The organism is Saccharopolyspora sp. NPDC002578, assembly GCF_053592695.1.
In genome coordinates, this window is the sequence record NZ_JBSFWJ010000004.1 from 64,232 (window position 1) to 81,225 (window position 16,994).

The following is a 16,994-nucleotide window of genomic DNA, read 5'->3' on the forward strand; positions in this document are numbered from 1 at the left end:
CTACAACGGCATGGTGCTGTGCTTCTTCGGAGGGACCTCCTGGCGCTTGTTCGCCAGCAGCCGCAACGCCCGGCTCAGCTGCGCGCGCGTCGCCGACGGGCGGATCACGGCGTCGACGTAGCCGCGTTCGGCCGCGACGTAGGGCGTGGCCAGCGTCGACCGGTACTCCTCGACGAGCTTCGCGCGCACCGCCTCCTCGGTGCCGTTCGCCGCGGCCTCCGCGAGCTCCCTGCGGTGCAGCAGGCTCACCGCGCCGGACGCGCCCATCACCGCGATCTCCGCCGTCGGCCACGCCAGGTTCACGTCCGCGCCCAAGTGCTTGGACCCCATCACCGCGTAGCCGCCGCCGTAGGCCTTGCGCACCACGACCGTCACCTTCGGCACCGTCGCCTCGGAGTACGCGTAGATCAGCTTCGCGCCGCGGCGGATGATGCCCCGGCGCTCCTGCTCCAGCCCCGGCAGGTAGCCCGGCACGTCGGCGAACGTGAGCAGCGGCAGGTTGAACGCGTCGCAGAAACGCACGAACCGCGCCGCCTTCTCCGAGGCGTCGATGTCGATGGTGCCGGCGTTGTGCAACGGCTGGTTCGCGACCACCCCCACGCTGCGCCCGTCGATCCGGCCGAACGCGCAGAGCATGCTGCGCCCGAACAACGGCTGCACTTCCAGGAAATCGCCCTCGTCGAGGACGAGTTCCAGCACCCGGCGCATGTCGTAGGCCTCGTGCGGCTCGTCCGGTACCAGCGCGTCCAGTTCGGCCGCGCGGCCCGGATCGCCGGCCGGCTCGTAGTCCGGCAGCGAATCCTGGTTGTTCGACGGCAGGAAACCCAGCAGCGTGCGGGCCCAGTCGATCGCGTCCGCCTCGTCCTCCGCCAAGTGGTGGGCGTTGCCGGAGAGCTCGCTGTTGATCTGCGCGCCGCCGAGCTCCTCCGCGCCGGTGCGCTGGCCCGTCACCGACCGCACCACCTCCGGCCCGGTGACGAACATGTGCGCGGTGCCGCGCACCATCACCGTGAAATCGGTGATCGCGGGCGAGTACACCGCGCCGCCCGCGCACGGCCCCATGATCAACGACAGTTGCGGGATCACACCCGAGGCCAGCGAATTGCGCCTGCCCAGTTCCGCGTAGTACGCCAGCGACACCACGCCCTCCTGGATGCGGGCGCCCCCGGAATCGTTGATGCCCACCATGGGACAGCCGATGCGCATCGCCAGGTCCATGACCTTGAGCACCTTCTCCCCGCACACCTCGCCCATGCTGCCGCCGAACACGGTGAAGTCCTGCGCGAACACGCACACCGGCCGCCCGTCCACGGTGCCGTGGCCGGTGACCACACCGTCGCCGTAGGGCCGCGGCTCCCCCGGTGCGTACGACGTCCCCCGGTGCGCGGCGAACTCGTCGAGCTCCACGAAGGAGTCCTCGTCGAGCAGCAGCGCGATGCGTTCGCGGGCGGTGAGCTTGCCCTTCGCGTGCTGCTTGATCCGCGCCCGCTGATCGGCCTCGTGCACCGCCTCACCGTGCCGCCGCCGCAGGTCCTCGATGCGTTCCGCCGTGCCGGTCATGCGCCCTCCCTGGTCAACCGCGGTGCTTCCAGGTCCAGGACCCGCGCGAGGTGCGCCGTGATGACGTCCACGTTCGGCGGGTCGATCATCGAGAGGTGGTTGCCGGGAACCCGGACCACGTCGAGCCCCGGGACGATCTCGTCCCAGCCCAGCGCCTCATCGGTGCGCAGGTAGCGGGGATCCAGCGTGGTCGTGGTGGTCTCCACCTCCTGCGCGCGGTAGAGCAGCACCCGGCCGTCGAACGGCTCCGGCCGGTACCGCTCCGCGATCCGGGCGTCCACATAGGACGTATATTGGTGGTGCAGCACGCCCGCGCCGATGCCGATGTCCGATGAGGACAGTGCCGCCATCACCCGCCGCATCTGCTCGTCCTCGTCGAGTTCCGCCATCTCCTGCCACGGCAGGTCCAGCGCCACCCCGTAGGTGCGCTCGACGTGCTCGGCGAACCGCTCGTAGCGGCGCAGCACCAGTTCCGCCTGCGTGGCGCCCGGATCGGGCAGCGGCAGGATGGTGTCGATCAGGGCGACGAACTCGACCCGCTCGCCCAGCGCCGCGAACCGGCGCGCCGTCTCGTAGGCGAGGCAACCGCCGAACGACCAGCCGCCCAACCGGTACGGGCCCTCCGGTTGCCGCTCGCGGATCAGCTCCACGTAGCGCTCGGCCTTGAGCTCCACCGTGCCCAGGTCGTCCAGCCGCTCCAAGCCGAAGCACGGCTGGTCCGCGCCGAGACCCGCCACCAGCGGCTGGTACACGCTGGTCGGCCCGCCCGCCGGGTGGAACAGGAACAGCGGGCGCCGCGCACCGGACTCGCGCAACGCGCGCACCGGCCCGTCCGCGCCCTCGAAGCGGTGTCGCAGCCGGTCGGCCATCGCCGCCACCGTCGGTGCCGCGAACAGCTCCGCCACCTCCTCGCGCGAGCCCAAGCGCTCCCCGATCCGCTCCGCGACCCGCTCGGCCTGCTCCGGCGTGCCGCCCAGCGCGGCGAACTCGTCGGTCACGCCGAACTCGACCGCGCCCAGCACCTGCGCCCACAGGTGCGCGAGCCAGCGCTCCGTCGCGTCCCGCGGGCCGATCGTCGTCGGCCCCGCGGCCTCCGGTGCGGCGCCGAGGTCCAACTCCGCCGCCAAGTGCCGGGCGAGCTCGTCCAGGTTCGCGCCGCGCAGCAGCAGCGCCGCCGGCAGCTGCACGCCGAAGTCGCGCTCCACCGCGTTGCGGGCCCGGGTCGCCATCAGCGAGTCCAACCCGAGCATCGTCAACGGCGTCCGCGGATCCAGCTCTTCCGCCGCACCGCCCAGGATTCCGGCGATCTCACCCACCAGGTGCTCGGTGACGGCCCGCACCGCGGCGGCCGGATCGTCCGGCAAGGCGGCCACGTCGAACCTGCTCTCCGCGCCGCGCGCCGCGGTCGTCAGCAGCGGCCCGAACACGGGCCTGGAGCGCAGCGCCGGGAAGTGCTCCACCGCCCGGTCCGCGTCGAACCGCACCACCGCGGTCTGCGCCCGGCCCGACTTGAGCACCGCCTCCCACGCCTCCAGGCCCTCCGCCGGGCGCAGCGGGTCCAGCACCGCCGCCAACGGGGACGTGGTCGCGCCGCCGACCTCGCTCCACGGGCCCCACTGGATCGTCTCCGCCGCCAGCCCCTGCTCGCGACGCGCCCGCACCAGCTCGTCCACCCAGCCGTTCGCGGCGGCGTAGGCGGCCTGACCGGGCGAGCCGAGCAGCGCCGCCGCCGAGGAGAACACCACCCACCAGTCCAGCTCCAGGTGCGCGGTGGCCTCGTGCAACCGCCACGCGCCGCGCGCCTTCGGCCGCCACACCTCGGCCATCGCGTCCTCGTCCAGCTGCGCGATCGGCCCGTCCCGCAGCACCCCGGCGGCGTGCACCGCGCCGTGCAGCGGCATCCCGCCCTCGGTGGCGGCGGCGACCAGCCGCTCGGCGACTCCCTTCGCCGCGACGTCACCGCCGACGACGCGGACCTCGACGCCCGCGTCCTCCCAGCGCGCGATCTCGGCCGCGGCCGCCGCCGACGGGGCGCTGCGACCGCCCAGCACGACCCGGCGCGCACCGCGTTCCACGAGCCGGCCCGCGACCGCGCGGCCCAGACCGCCGAGCCCGCCGGTGATCACGTAGGCGCCGGGGCGCACCACACGACCGGGACGCGGGCGGACCGGTTCGGCCCGGTGCAGCCGCGCCACCGTCCGCTCGGTGCCGCGCCAGCGGACCTCGTCCTCCGGGGAGTCGGCGAGCAGTTCCGCCGCCAGCGACGCGGGCACCGCGCCGTCCGAATCCACCAGCGACGCCCGCAACTCCGGGTGTTCCAGCGCCAGCACCCGGATCAGCGAGCGCAGCCCCCAACCCGCGGGGTCCGATGTGGACATCCACAGCCGGACTCCCGCGTCCCGCGCGACCAGTTCGCGCACCACCCCGGCCACCACGAGCACGTGCTGCCTGCGGCGCCCCACCGGCCCGCTCTCCCCGTCGACCGCCAGCACCACGCCGCGCGGCGGGTGCTCGGCGTCCCCGGCGAGCAGGTCGAGCCCGGTTCCGGGCCTGCGGGCGTTGCCGTGCACCACGCGCTGCCCGGCGTCGCGCAACGCCCCGGCGACCTGGTCTCCGTCGCCGAGCACCAGCCAGCTGCCCGCACGCGCACCGGCGCTCGGCGGCAGCTGCGCCGACTCCCAGCGCAACTCCAGGAAGGCCTCCTCGAGCGGTCGCGGCGGGGCTTGCAGGGCACGGGCGCGGACCTCGGCGATCTCCAGCACCGGATCGCCCGCCACGTCGGTGACCAGCACCGATCCGACCGGTTCCGCTCCACCCGCGAGCAGCCGCGCGTGGCAGCGCACCTCGTCGGGCACCGCGCGCAGCACCCGCACGCCCCGCAGTTCGACCGGAACACCGATGCCGGTGCCGTCCGGCTCGACACCGCCGCCGGGGCCGATGCCCGCGGCGATCAGGGCTTGCAGGCAGGCGTCGACCAGCGCCGGGTGCGCGGTGAACCGCTCCGCGTCGTCGGCCTCGGCGGGCAGCGCGACCTCGGCGACCGCGACTCCCCCGGCCGCCCGCGCCGCGCGCACGCCCCGGAACGCCGGGCCGTAGTGCTGACCGGCCGCGCGCAGGAACCCGTAGAGCTCGACCGGATCACCGTCCACATCGGACTCCACTGCGGGCCGGTCCTGCCCGGCCCGGCTCAGCACGGCCGCCGCGTGGCAGGTCCAGCTCCCGGCGAGCGACCGGGTGTGCACCTCCACGCGCGCCGACCAGGCGTCGTCCGGCCGGAACGTGGTCGTGACCGGCACCGACGCCGCCAGCGGCAGCACCCGGTGCAGCTCCAGCGACTCCACGCTCAGCTGGACCGGTTCGACGTCGAGCACCTCGGCCGCCGCCGCCAACACCATCTCCAGGTACCCGGTGGCGGGCAGCACCGGCGTGTCGTGCACCCGGTGGTCCGCCAGCCACGGCAGCCGCTCGACACCGACGTCCCCGCGCCACGCGCAGCCGCCGTCGGGCAGGTCCACCCGCGCCCCGAGCAGCGGATGCCCCGGCAACGCGGGCGTCGAATCCCGCGCCACCCAATGGGATTCGTGCTGCCAGGACGGCAACGGCAGATCCACCAGCCTGCCGCGCCGGTACGCGGTCGGCGGGACCCGTCCCGCGGCGTGCAGCTCGGCGAGCGCCGAGCGGAAGGTCACGGTGTCGTCAGTGCCGCGGCGGCCGGTGAACACCACCACCGGATCCACCACGCCCGCCGCGGTCAGCGTCTCCTCGATCGCCGACGCCGCCACCGGATGCGGCGCCAACTCCACCACCGCGTCGAAACCGGCCTCCGCGGCGGCGCGCACCGCCTGCTCGAACAGCACCGGGCTGCGCAGGTTGCGCACCCAGTACCCGGCGTCGAACGCGGGCGCCGCGGCGGGATCCACCGTGCTGAACACCGCCGTGGCCGGTTCGCGCGGAGCGAGCCCGGACAGCTCCTCCCGCAGCCGGGCCAGCACGCCGTCCACCGCCGAGGTGTGGCCCGCGCCCGCGACACCGAGCGCGCGGGCCATCCGGCCGTCCCGCTCGACGTGCGACACCGCGCGCGCCACCTCATCGGCGGGGCCCGCGATCGTGCAGCGGCGCGGCGCCGCGCGCACGGCGACGGTCACGCCGGAGAACAGCCGCGACAGCTCCGCGGCCTCCGCCTCCGTCGCCTCCACGGCCGCCATCGCCCCGGCACCGGAAGAGTCCACTTCGGACAGCAAGCCGGACCGGGCGATCATCACCCGCAGCCCGTCGGAAACGTCCAACGCACCGGACACGACCGCCGCCGCCACCTCACCGAGCGAATGCCCGATCACCGCGGCCGGTTCCACGCCGTGCGCGCGCCACATCGCGGCGTAGGCGACCTGCAGGCCGAACAGCACCAGCTGCGTGCGCCGCACATCCCCCGCTCCGTCGTCGTCGAGCAGCGTCGCGCGCAGCGAAAACCCGCAGCGCGCCCGGTAATCCGGGTCGAGCCGGTCGACCTCGGCGGCGAACACCGGCTCGTCCGCCAGCAACTCGCGGGCCATGCCCGTCCACTGCGACCCGTAACCCGAGAAGACCCACACGACGCCCTTCGCCCGGGGCGCCCCGCGGCCACGCACGCCACCGGTGCCCGCCGCGAGGCCGCGCAGACCCGCCACCAGCTCGTCCCGGCCGCGGCCCACGACCACTCCGCGCTCCGCGTGCCGGGCGCGCCGCCAGGTCAAGGTGTGGCCGACGTCGTTGAGCGACGCCGCACGCCCCACCGGTGTGTCCAGCCAGTCCGCCAGATCCGCCGCCGCACGGCGCAACCGGTCGTCGGTGGCGCCGGACACGAGCAGGGAATGCACCCCCGGGCCGTCCGGTTCGCGGCGCCGCGACGGCATCCGCCGCCACCCCTCCAGCACCACGTGGGCGTTGGTGCCGCCGAACCCGAACCCGGACACCCCGGCACGGGCCGCGCCGGAGTACTTCGGCCAATTCCGCGGCTGCGCCACCACTTCCAGCTTCGCCTGCTCGAACGGGATGTGCGGATTCGGATTCGCGTAGTGCAGGCTCGCGGGCAACCGGCCGTGGTGCATCGACAGCACCACCTTGATCAACCCGGCGATGCCCGCCGCCGCCTCCAGGTGCCCCAGGTTCGTCTTCGCCGACCCGAGCAGCAGCGGACGCTCCTGCCCGCGACCGCCCGCGAACACCGCGCGCAACCCCTCGGCCTCGATCGGATCCCCGAGCAACGTGCCCGTCCCGTGCGCCTCGACGTAATCCACCACCGACGGATCAAGATCGGCGTGCGCGTACGCCCGGCGCAGCAACTCGGCCTGCGCCGCCGGATTCGGCGCCATCAGACCGTTGGACCGCCCATCGGAGTTCACCGCCGAACCCCGCACCACCGCCAGAATCCGGTCGCCGTCCCGGTTCGCGTCCGCCAAGCGCTTGAGCACGACCACGCCGCACCCCTCACCGCGCACGATGCCGTCGGCCGCGCCGTCGAACGCCTTGCACCGGCCGTCGCCCGCCAGCGCGCCCGCCCGGTGGAAGTTCGCCGTGATCGCCGGGGACAGCAGCAGGTTCACGCCCCCGGCCAGCGCCACCCGGCTCTCCCCCGAACGCAGGCTCGCGCACGCCTGGTGCACCGCGACCAGCGACGACGAGCAGGCCGCGTCCACCGCCATGCTCGGCCCGCGCAGGTCCAAGAAGTACGACAACCGGTTCGCCACGATGGACATCGCCGCCCCGGTCCCCGTCCAGGCGTCCACCGCCCGCAGCTCGCGCGTCGTCAACGCGCCGTACTCCGTCGACGACACCCCGACGAACACGCCCGTCGCGCTACCGCGCAGCGCCGACGGAACGACCCCGGCGTGCTCCAACGCCTCCCACGCGACCTCCAGCAGCAGTCGCTGCTGCGGATCCATCACCGCCGCCTCCGTCGGGGAGACCTCGAAGAACTCGGCGTCGAACTCGTCCACGCCGTCGAGGAAACCGCCCGCCCGCGGCAACTTCGCCAACGCCGGGTCGGCCCCGGCGAACCGCTCCCAGCGCCCCTCCGGCACCTCGCCGATGCCGTGCGCGCCGGACGACAGCAGATCCCAATAGCCCTGCGGCCCCCGAGCGCCGGGGAACCGGCACCCCACGCCGACCACCGCGATCGGCGCATCCGGCTCCGGATCGCGCGGACGGGGCAGCACATCCGGCTCCTCGTCGCCCGCGCCCGCCGACAACGCGTCCACGAGCCGATCGATCGTCGGGTGCTCCCACAGCAGCGTCGGCGGCAACCGGCGCCCCACCAGGTCCTGCACCTGACCCGCCAGCGACACCGCCTGCCGCGACGACAACCCGAACTCCTGGAACGGGCGATCGGTCACGACCTCGCCCGCCCCGATCCCCAGCAACTCGGCGATCCAGCCCACCAGCCGATCGCGGATCTCGGCGCGATCAGGCATGCGCGGCCTCCAAGTAGCGCTCCCGGCACAGCCTGCGCGCGACCTTGCCGCTGGACGTGCGCGGCACCACGTCCGGCTCCACCAGCATCAAGTCCGACACCACCACGCCGTGCTCGGCCGACACCGCAGCGCACACCATCCGCGTGATCTCGTGCTGATCGCGGTCGGCCTCCGAGACGCGGCGGGAGAACTCGGCGACGACCACCAGCCGCTCGCCGTCCTCACCGGTGGTGGAGAACGCGGCGCTGTGGTGCTTGCGCAGCGCGGGATGCGCCTGCTCCACGGTGAGCTCCACGTCCTGCGGGTAGTGGTTGCGGCCGTCGATGATGATCACGTCCTTCATCCGGCCGGTGATGAACAGCTCCCCGTCGTGGATCGCGCCGAGATCACCGGTGCGCAGCCAGTCCGCCGCGGGCAGTTCCGCGGGAGCGCCGACGAGCTCGGCGTGGAAGGTCTCCTGGTCGTCGCGGCCCCAATAGCCCTGGCCGGTGTTCGGGCCGCGCACCCAGATCTCGCCCACCGCCCCGTCCGGCAGCACCGACCTCGAAGCCGGGTCCACCACCACGATCCGCTGCCCCACCGGACGACCGCAGGACACCAGTTCGTTGACCACGTCCACCGGGTCCTGCGGTGGTTCCGCCCGGCCCAGCGCCAGCTGCTCCCGGCCGAATCGGGCGACCTTCGGCTCCGCGCCGGACCCGGTCACCGAGACGAACACGGTCGCCTCCGCCAGCCCGTAGGAGCAGCGGTGCGTCTCCGGGCGCAGCCCGCAGTCGGCGAACGCGGCGTTGAACCGCTGCAACGTCGCCGGCCGCACCGGCTCGCTGCCGTTGATCAACGAGATCACGTCGTCCAGGCGCAGCCACGCCTTCTCGTCCTCGCCGACGCGCGCCGCGCAGAAGTCGTAGGCGAAGTTCGGCGCCGCGCTGATCGCGCCCGGATGGTCCGAGAGCAACCGCAGCCAGCGACCGGGCCGCTGCAGGAACGCCACCGGATCCATCAGCACCGACGGGATCGACCCGACCAGCGGAGCCGCCACCGACAGCACCAGCCCCATGTCGTGGAACAGCGGCAACCAGCTCACCGACACCGCGTCCGGTTCCGTCCCGCCGTAGGCCTCCAGCGCCTGCCGCGCGTTGGCCAGCACGTTCGCGTGCGTCAGCTCGACACCGGCGGGGACCCGGGTCGACCCCGAGGTGTACTGGAGGTACGCCAAGTCGTCCGGGCCGATCTCCGGGCGCCGGTAGTCGTCGGCGAGCGCCGCGGGCAGCGTCTCCACCGCCGCGCAGTGGCGCGCCGCACCACCGCGGATCATCTCCCGCACCTGGTCGAACGAGCCCTTCGAGGTCAGCGCGCAACTCGGGGAGCAGCTGTCCAGCACGCGCTCCAGGCGGTCGGTGTGGCCCGGCAGGTCGGGGGTGAACAGCGGGACCGCGATCAACCCGGCGTGCACCGCGCCGAGGAAACCGACCACGTACTCCAAGCCCTGCGGCGCCATGATCGCCACCCGGTCACCCGGCTCGCAGCGGGCCTGCAGCCAGGCCGCCACCGCCCGCACCCGCTGGTGCAGCTCGAACCAGGACAACGACCACGCCACGCCGTCCCGGCTGGTGTCGAAGTCGACGAAGGTGAGGGCGATCTCGTCGCCCGACTCCTGCGCCGCCGCCACCAGCGGATCCGTCAGCAGCCGGGCCGCGTGGTCGGTGAACGGATCATCGGCCCTCGTCAGCATGAGAACTCCCTTCGCAAGATGTCCGGGATTCGACGCCGGCGGGAGGCGGACACCACCGCCCGACTTCACCGGCGAGCAAGTGAACAGAAATTGTCACGCGAGTTCCGCAGTGTCAAGGAACGACCATTCACCACCCGCACGGAGTCATTCATAGCGAACCCGCGTGACCATTTACGGGAGGATCATTATCACGACCGTGACAATCATCGATGACATCCGAAGCGGAGCCACTCAGCGCGAAATCCTCGTCACGCCGACACCCTGACCAGGTCATACACAAGTTCATACCAGATCAAGCAGCCGGGTCGATTACTCCCATCAGAGTATTGCCAAATCGTACCGGGTATTTCACATTCACATCGCAGAACAGCGCGCTCGAAGCGTTTCCGGCACCATTCCCCGAGTTTCCCGAATCCGGCGGAAGGCCGGAAAACCGGCGGTGCCTCGTTTCACCACGACGCCCGATCCGGACGCTTCGAGGAGCATCAACGGAGATCGCTCGAATGAGCTGGAGGAACGCACGTTGACTTCGAACCGCCGCACCCGCCGAATGCGGGCCGCCACCGGAGCCGCGCTCGCCGCGGCCGTGCTGGCGGTCCTGGCCGCCCAGCCGGTGCAGGCCGCAGCCCCCGGCAACCCCGACACCGGCAGCCCCGCGGCAGGACCGCTCGGCGCCGACCTGCCGCCCGGCCCGTTCGACGACTCCTTCTACCTCCCCCCGCCCGCACCACCGCAAGGACGGCCCGGCGACATCATCCGGTGGCGGCCCGCGTTCCCCGGCAGCAACGCCGCCAACGCCGACGCCTGGCAGGTGATGTACCTGTCCACCGACGCCCGGGGCGAGCGCAACACCGTCGTCGGCACGATCCTCGTCCCCAAGGGGGTCGACGCCGCCCAGGCGCACATCGTCGGATTCGGGCCGGGCACCCAAGGCCCCGCGTTCAAGTGCGCCCCGTCCAAAGCGATGGAACGCGGCACCCTCTACGACCAGCCCGCCATCAACGACGCGCTCTCCGCCGGCTACGCCGTCGCCCTCACCGACTACGAGGGATACGCGCCCGGCGAAGCCAACAAGCCCACCTACATCGTCGGCCGCTCCGAAGGACCCGCGCTGCTCGACGCGGTCCGCGCGGCGCAGCGCCTCCCGCAGGCCGGACTGTCGCCCGACGCCCAGGTCGCCCTCCAGGGCTACTCGCAAGGCGGCGGAGCCGTCATGTGGGCCGGGGAGATGCAGCCGGACTACGCGCCCGAACTCGACCTCGTCGGAGTCGCGGGCGGCGGCGTTCCCGCCGACCTCAACGAAGTGGCCGCGGGCCTCGACGGCTACGTCGGCTTCGGCTTCCTCGCGTTCGCCGCCACCGGCCTGGACTTCAGCTACCCCGACCTGGCGCTGGACTCCTACCTCAACGAGACCGGCCGGGCCGACCTCGCCGACGCCCGCGAGAACGACTGCGTGGTGGAGCTGCTCGCCAAGTACCCGTTCAAGAAGATCAGCGACTACACCCACACCGACCCGCTGCCCACCGCGGAATGGCAGCAGCGCCTCGCGGAGAACAAGCTCGGCCAGGGCCGCATCAACGCACCCGTGTTCCAGTACCACGCCACCACCGACGAGATCGTCAACACGCCGCAAGCCGAGGCGCTGCGCTCCACCTACTGCGCCAAAGGCATGGACGTGACCTGGAAGACCTACCCCAGCGACCACCTCACCGGCATCTTCGCCGGCAACGCCGACGCCGGGCGGTTCCTCGCCGACCGCTTCGCCGGAAAACCCACCACCCCCAACTGCTGACCGCGCACGTGGCGGGGATCCGGCCGCACCGGACCCCGCCACCCGCGTCCTTACCGCTGAGGTTCCGCCACCCGACCCCGACTCAGGCCAAGACCGATCCGCGAATTCTTAGACTTAAGGTTAACTCCAGGGCTACCGTGGAAGGCATGTCGAAACTCCCGCAGCTGCTCACCATCGGCGAAGTCGCCCACCGCAGCGGAGTCGCCCAGACCGCTCTGCGGTTCTACGAGCAACGCGGCCTCATCACCTCCACCCGGACCAGCGGCAACCAACGCCGCTACGAACGCGCCGTGCTGCGCAGGCTCGCGTTCATCCGCGCCGCGCAACGCGTCGGGCTCAGCCTCGAACAGGTCGCCGACGCGCTCTCCACGCTGCCCACCGACCACGCGCCCACCAAAGCCGACTGGACCCGGCTGTCCCGGTCCTGGCGCGACGAACTCGACGCCCGCATCGACGGGCTGCAACGGCTCCGGGACCGGCTCAGCGGCTGCATCGGCTGCGGCTGCCTGTCCCTGCGCACCTGCTCGCTGAACAACGCCGACGACCAGATGGCCGACTACGGACCGGGCTCCCCGCTGCTCACACCGTCCGGAGAACGCGGATGAGCACCGGTGTGACCGGCTCCTACCCGTGCTGCTCGGCCCAGCTGTAGAACATCTCCGGACGACCGACTCCGCCGTAGCGCGGATCGCGGCGCGCCATGCCGTTGTCGACGAGGTACTCCAGGTAGCGGCGCGCAGTCACCCTCGACACACCGGCCAGCTCCCCCACCGCGCCCGCGGCAGCGCCCTCCCGGTGCGCGCGCAACGCCGACACCACGGCGGCCAGCGTCTCCTCCCCCATGCCCTTCGGCAACGACGCGCGATCCACCCCGCGCAACGTGGAGAACGCCCGGTCGATCTCGCTCTGCCCGCTGGCCTCCCGATCATGGCCGAGGCTCTGGCGGAACCGCGCGTAGTGCTCCAGCTTCTCCCGCATCGCGGCGAACGTGAACGGTTTCAGCAAGTACTGCACCACACCGCTGGCGACCGACGCGCGCACCACCTTCAAGTCCCGCGCGGAGGTCACCGCGATCACGTCGGCGTTGCTGCCCGCGTTGCGCAACGCCCGCGCCACCGCCAACCCGTCCATGTCCGGCAACCGCAGATCCAGCAGCACCAGATCCACGTGGGTGTGGTCCAGGAACCGCAACGCGTCCTGCCCGGTGCGCGCACGGCCCGCGACCTCGAAACCGTCCACCCGGTTCACGTACATCTCATGGGCCTCACCGGCCACCGGGTCGTCCTCCACGACCAGCACCGAGATCACGAGGTCACCTCGGGCAGCGGGATCCGCACCGTGAACACCGCCCCCGGCCCACCGGTGACGCGCACCGAGCCGCCGTAGCGGCGCGCGCTGCGCCCCACCAGCGCCAGCCCCAGACCGCGCCCCGACCGCTTCGTGGACCAGCCGCGTTCGAACACCGCCCCGGTCGCCGCCGCAGGCACCCCCGGCCCGTTGTCGGACACCACGACCAGCAGCTGGTCCGCCTCGGAGCGCACGCTGACCTCGACCCGCGGCGACGGGACCTCCTGCGTCGCCTCCACCGCGTTGTCGATCAAGTTGCCCAGGATCGTCACCAGGTCCCGCGAACTGACCCGCTCCACCGCGCGATCATCGACCTCACTGTCCTCGGACAGCACTACCTCCACACCCCGCTCCCGCGCCTCCGCGCTCTTGCCCAGCAGGACCGCCGCCAGCACCGGCTCACCCACGGCACCCACGACCCGATCGGTGAGCTGCTGCGCCAGCTCCAGCTCCGAGGTGGCGAACGCGACGGCCTCCTCGACGCGGCCCAGTTCGATCAGCGACACGACCGCGTGCAACCGGTTCGCCGACTCGTGCGCCTGCGAGCGCAACGACTCCGAGAACCCGCGCATCGAATCCAGCTCGCCCGTCAACGCCTGCAGCTCGGTGTGGTCCCGCAACGTCACGACGCTGCCCAAGTCCCGGCCACCGCTGCGCACGGCGGAAACGTTGACCAGCAGCACCCGATCATCGGTCACGTGCACCTCGTCGCGCACCGGACTCCGCGAGGCGAGCGTGTCCACCAACGACTCCGGAAAACCCAGGTCCGCGGGACGCGCGCCCTCCGCCTCGGCCGGATCCAACCCCATCAGCTCGGCCGCCCCATCGTTGCACAGCGTCACCGCACCCGACGGCGCCACCAGCAGCAACCCCTCGCGGACCGCGTGCAGGATGGCCTCGTGGTACTCGTACATGCGGCTCAGCTCCGCCGGGGCCAGCCCGTGCGTGTGCCTGCGCAACCGCCCCGCCACCAGGTAGCTCGCCAGCCCGCCGAACAGCAGCGCGACAGCACCGACCCCGGCCAACACGAGGATCTGCCCGTTCAGCTCGGCCGTCAGCACCCGCACTGTGATGCCCACCGACACCAACGCCCGCACCCGGCCCGACTCGTCGAACACCGGCGCGACGACGCGCACCGACGGGCCGAGCGTGCCCGCGTAGGTCTCGGTGAGCAGCCGTCCCTGCTGCGCCTGCCCGATGTTGCCCAGGAACCGCTTGCCGATCAGCGCCGGATTCGGATGGGTGTAGCGGATGCCCGACGGGTCCATGATCGTGATGAAGCCGACGCCGGTGGCCGACCGGACCCGCTCCGCCAACGGCTGCAAGGTCCGCGACGGATCACGCTGAGCCAGCGAGCCACTCACTTCGGGTGATACCGCGAGCGTGTTCGCCACCCCGGCGACCTCCTCGGCCGCCGCGTGCTCGGTGCGCCGCTGCGCATCCAGGTACCCGAGCACCACACCCGCCAGCACCACCACGGCCACGACCACCACTTGCAGGACGAACAGCCGCGCGGCGAGGCTCGGTCGCCCGATTCGACGGAAATACGACATGGCGTTGTTGTTGCCCCCGCATGAACTCAATGAACACAACCGTGACGGTCACCACCTGTGAGTCCGATAGTCTCCCCGACGTACTCGTGACCCAAGACACGACCGAATGAGTGATCGCCGACCCCCGTGATCGGTACATCGCAGTAGGAGTTGACCGTGCCAAGCAAAGACGCTGCACCCGAGGCCGCCGGTGCACCGCCGAAGAAGCGGGACCGCACCCACTTCCTCTACATCTTCGTCATCGTGGCGGTCCTGGCCGGCATCGCGGTCGGATTCGCCTTCCCCGACTTCGCCACCGCGCTGAAACCCCTGGGCACCGGCTTCGTCAACCTCATCAAGATGATGATCTCGCCGGTCATCTTCTGCACCATCGTGCTCGGCGTCGGCAGCGTTCGGCAGGCCGCGAAGGTCGGCAAGGTCGGTGGACTCGCGCTCGGCTACTTCATGGTGATGTCGCTGGTGGCGCTCGTCGTGGGCCTCCTGGTCGGCAACGTGCTGCACCCCGGCGAAGGCCTGCAGCTGACCGAAGAGCTGCGCAACAGCGGAACCGAACAGGCTCCCGCCGAAGCCGAAGGGCTCAGCGGATTCCTGATCGGGATCATCCCGAACACCCTGGTCTCCGCCCTCACCGAAGGCGAAGTGCTGCAGACCCTCCTGGTGGCGCTGCTGGCCGGATTCGCCCTGCAGTCCCTCGGCGACAAGGGCGCCCCGATCCTGCGCGGCATCGAGCACATCCAGCGGCTCGTGTTCAAGATCCTCGCCATGGTCATGTGGGTGGCCCCGATCGGCGCGTTCGGCGCCATCGCGGCCGTGGTCGGCGCGACCGGCGTGGACGCCCTCAAGGGCCTCGGCGTCATCATGGGCGGCTTCTACATCACCTGCGTGCTGTTCATCTTCCTCGTGCTGGGGCCGCTGCTGTGGGCCTTCGCGCGGGTCAACGTGTTCAAGCTCCTCGGCTACCTCGGCCGGGAGTTCCTGCTGATCCTGTCCACCTCCTCGTCGGAGGCGGCGCTGCCGCGGCTGATCGCGAAGATGGAGCACCTCGGCGTCAGCAAGCCGGTCGTGGGCATCACGGTGCCGACCGGGTACTCGTTCAACCTCGACGGCACCGCGATCTACCTGACGATGGCATCGCTGTTCATCGCTTCGGCGATGGGCCAGCCGCTGTCGATCGGCGAGCAGATCTCGCTGCTGGTGTTCATGATCATCGCGTCGAAGGGCGCGGCGGGCGTGAGCGGTGCAGGCTTGGCGACGCTGGCCGGTGGCCTGCAATCGCACCGCCCGGAACTCGTGGACGGCGTCGGCCTCATCGTCGGCATCGACCGCTTCATGTCCGAAGCCCGCGCGCTGACGAACTTCGCGGGCAACGCGATCGCCACCGTCATCATCGGCTCCTGGACCAAGGAGATCGACCGCGAGCAGATGCAACGGGTGTTCAACAAGGAAGACCCGTTCAACGAGCAGAGCTTCCTCGACGAGGAGGACACCTCGGCGGCCGAGAAGCCCGGCAAGGAACCCGCCGCGGCGACCCAGTAACGAGGAGCACGGACAACAGCAGCGGGCGCGCCGCGACGGCCCGCGCCGAGACAGGAGTCGAAGATGCACCGAGCAGTGCTGAGCCTGCTGATCACCCTCGGCGCGGTAGCCGCCACCGGCGCGCCCGCCCACGCCACCACCGCACCGGACCGGCCGCTGCCGCGCACCGGCTGCGGCGACACCCCCGGCATCGAACCCGGCACCACCGCCCGCCAGGAGATCACCTCCGGCGGCCGGACGCGGGAATACCTCGTGCACGTGCCGCAGAACTACGACCCGGAACGGCCCACGCCGGTGGCGCTGTCCTTCCACGGACACACCCGCAGCGCCGAATACCAGGAAGAGCTGTCCGGGTTCTCCGAACTGGACGCCATCGCCGTCTACCCGCAAGGCCTCGTCGGCACCGACGGCGGCACGGCGTGGGAAGGCGCGCCCTACTCCGCGGACGCCGACGACGTCCGGTTCACCAGCGACCTGCTCGACCAGGTGGAGGACGACCTCTGCGTGGACCCGGACCGCATCTACGCGGCGGGCAAGTCCAACGGCGGCGGCTTCACCGAAGTGCTCGCCTGCCGCCTCGGCGACCGCATCGCCGCGTTCGCACCCGTCGCCGGCGCCTACTACCCGCAGAGCGGTGCATGCCGGCCGTCCGAACCGGTGCCGATGATCTCCTTCCACGGCACCGCCGACGACACCATCCCCTACGACGGCGACCCGGACAAAGGCCTGCCCGCGATCCCCGACTGGCTCGGCGAATGGGCCGAACATGACGAGTGCGACGCGGACCCGATCACCGAACACCCGCAGCCGCAGGTCACCCGCCAGCACTGGACCGACTGCGCGGACCGGGGCGCGCTGGTGCACTACCGGATCGACGAACTCGGCCACGACTGGCCGAGCCGCTCGTCCAACCCCGACTCCGACAAGCCCACCGTGATCGAAGCGACCCCGCTGATCTGGGAGTTCTTCCAAGACCACCCGCTGAACGCCTGACGGGTGCCCACGACGTCGCCTGGCTGCTGTTCACA

Annotated in this window: 9 protein-coding genes; 4 read left to right on the forward strand and 5 right to left on the reverse strand. The window is 71.9% G+C overall.

Annotation, left to right across the window (positions count from 1 at the left end; genetic code table 11):
- Genes ACWD38_RS03670 through ACWD38_RS03680 form a run of 3 tightly spaced genes read right to left on the reverse strand, consistent with a single transcriptional unit; the run spans position 1 to position 9,738 of the window.
- Entirely contained in the window at positions 1-1,560 is a 1,560-nt protein-coding gene (locus ACWD38_RS03670) for an acyl-CoA carboxylase subunit beta (protein ID WP_450123282.1), read from the reverse strand.
- Positions 1,557-8,006: an SDR family NAD(P)-dependent oxidoreductase gene (locus ACWD38_RS03675; protein WP_450123283.1), complete on the reverse strand. Its 6,450-nt coding sequence runs from the start codon at positions 8,004-8,006 to the stop codon at positions 1,557-1,559. The genes ACWD38_RS03670 and ACWD38_RS03675 overlap by 4 nt, the downstream gene beginning before the upstream one ends.
- The gene (locus tag ACWD38_RS03680; protein WP_450123284.1) at positions 7,999-9,738 is read right to left on the reverse strand and encodes a fatty acyl-AMP ligase; all 1,740 of its coding nucleotides are present in this window, start codon (positions 9,736-9,738) and stop codon (positions 7,999-8,001) included. The genes ACWD38_RS03675 and ACWD38_RS03680 overlap by 8 nt, the downstream gene beginning before the upstream one ends.
- 550 nt (positions 9,739-10,288) lie before the next feature.
- Here ACWD38_RS03680 and ACWD38_RS03685 point away from each other — a divergent pair.
- Entirely contained in the window at positions 10,289-11,530 is a 1,242-nt protein-coding gene (locus ACWD38_RS03685; protein WP_450123319.1) for a lipase family protein, read from the forward strand.
- Between the two features lie 146 nt (positions 11,531-11,676).
- Complete coding sequence (gene soxR, locus ACWD38_RS03690; protein WP_221315898.1) at positions 11,677-12,135, forward strand: redox-sensitive transcriptional activator SoxR; 459 nt, start codon at positions 11,677-11,679, stop codon at positions 12,133-12,135.
- Between the two features lie 19 nt (positions 12,136-12,154).
- Here the strand turns inward: soxR and ACWD38_RS03695 are convergent, their stop codons facing one another.
- Both ACWD38_RS03695 and ACWD38_RS03700 read right to left on the reverse strand, forming a co-directional pair.
- Entirely contained in the window at positions 12,155-12,838 is a 684-nt protein-coding gene (locus ACWD38_RS03695; RefSeq protein WP_184481273.1) for a response regulator, read from the reverse strand.
- Positions 12,835-14,430, reverse strand: coding sequence for a sensor histidine kinase (locus ACWD38_RS03700; protein ID WP_450123285.1), 1,596 nt, complete (start codon positions 14,428-14,430; stop codon positions 12,835-12,837). Before ACWD38_RS03700 ends, ACWD38_RS03695 begins: the two co-directional genes overlap by 4 nt.
- Positions 14,431-14,586: 156 nt before the next feature.
- Between ACWD38_RS03700 and ACWD38_RS03705 the strand changes: the two genes are divergently transcribed.
- Positions 14,587-15,966, forward strand: a complete 1,380-nt coding sequence (locus ACWD38_RS03705) for a cation:dicarboxylate symporter family transporter (protein ID WP_184481277.1) — start codon at positions 14,587-14,589, stop codon at positions 15,964-15,966.
- A gap of 63 nt (positions 15,967-16,029) precedes the next feature.
- Positions 16,030-16,959, forward strand: coding sequence for an alpha/beta hydrolase family esterase (locus ACWD38_RS03710; RefSeq protein ID WP_450123286.1), 930 nt, complete (start codon positions 16,030-16,032; stop codon positions 16,957-16,959).
- Positions 16,960-16,994 lie beyond the last annotated feature (35 nt).

What these genes read in the sequence shown, in the direction of transcription:
- ACWD38_RS03670 (WP_450123282.1), bottom strand. Translation starts at nt 1,560, where the DNA reads ATGACCGGCACGGCGGAACGCATCGAGGACCTGCGGCGGCGGCACGGT.
- ACWD38_RS03675 (WP_450123283.1), bottom strand. Translation starts at nt 8,006, where the DNA reads ATGCCTGATCGCGCCGAGATCCGCGATCGGCTGGTGGGCTGGATCGCC.
- ACWD38_RS03680 (WP_450123284.1), bottom strand. Translation starts at nt 9,738, where the DNA reads ATGCTGACGAGGGCCGATGATCCGTTCACCGACCACGCGGCCCGGCTG.
- ACWD38_RS03685 (WP_450123319.1), top strand. Translation starts at nt 10,289, where the DNA reads ATGCGGGCCGCCACCGGAGCCGCGCTCGCCGCGGCCGTGCTGGCGGTC.
- soxR (WP_221315898.1), top strand. Translation starts at nt 11,677, where the DNA reads ATGTCGAAACTCCCGCAGCTGCTCACCATCGGCGAAGTCGCCCACCGC.
- ACWD38_RS03700 (WP_450123285.1), bottom strand. Translation starts at nt 14,430, where the DNA reads ATGTCGTATTTCCGTCGAATCGGGCGACCGAGCCTCGCCGCGCGGCTG.
- ACWD38_RS03710 (WP_450123286.1), top strand. Translation starts at nt 16,030, where the DNA reads ATGCACCGAGCAGTGCTGAGCCTGCTGATCACCCTCGGCGCGGTAGCC.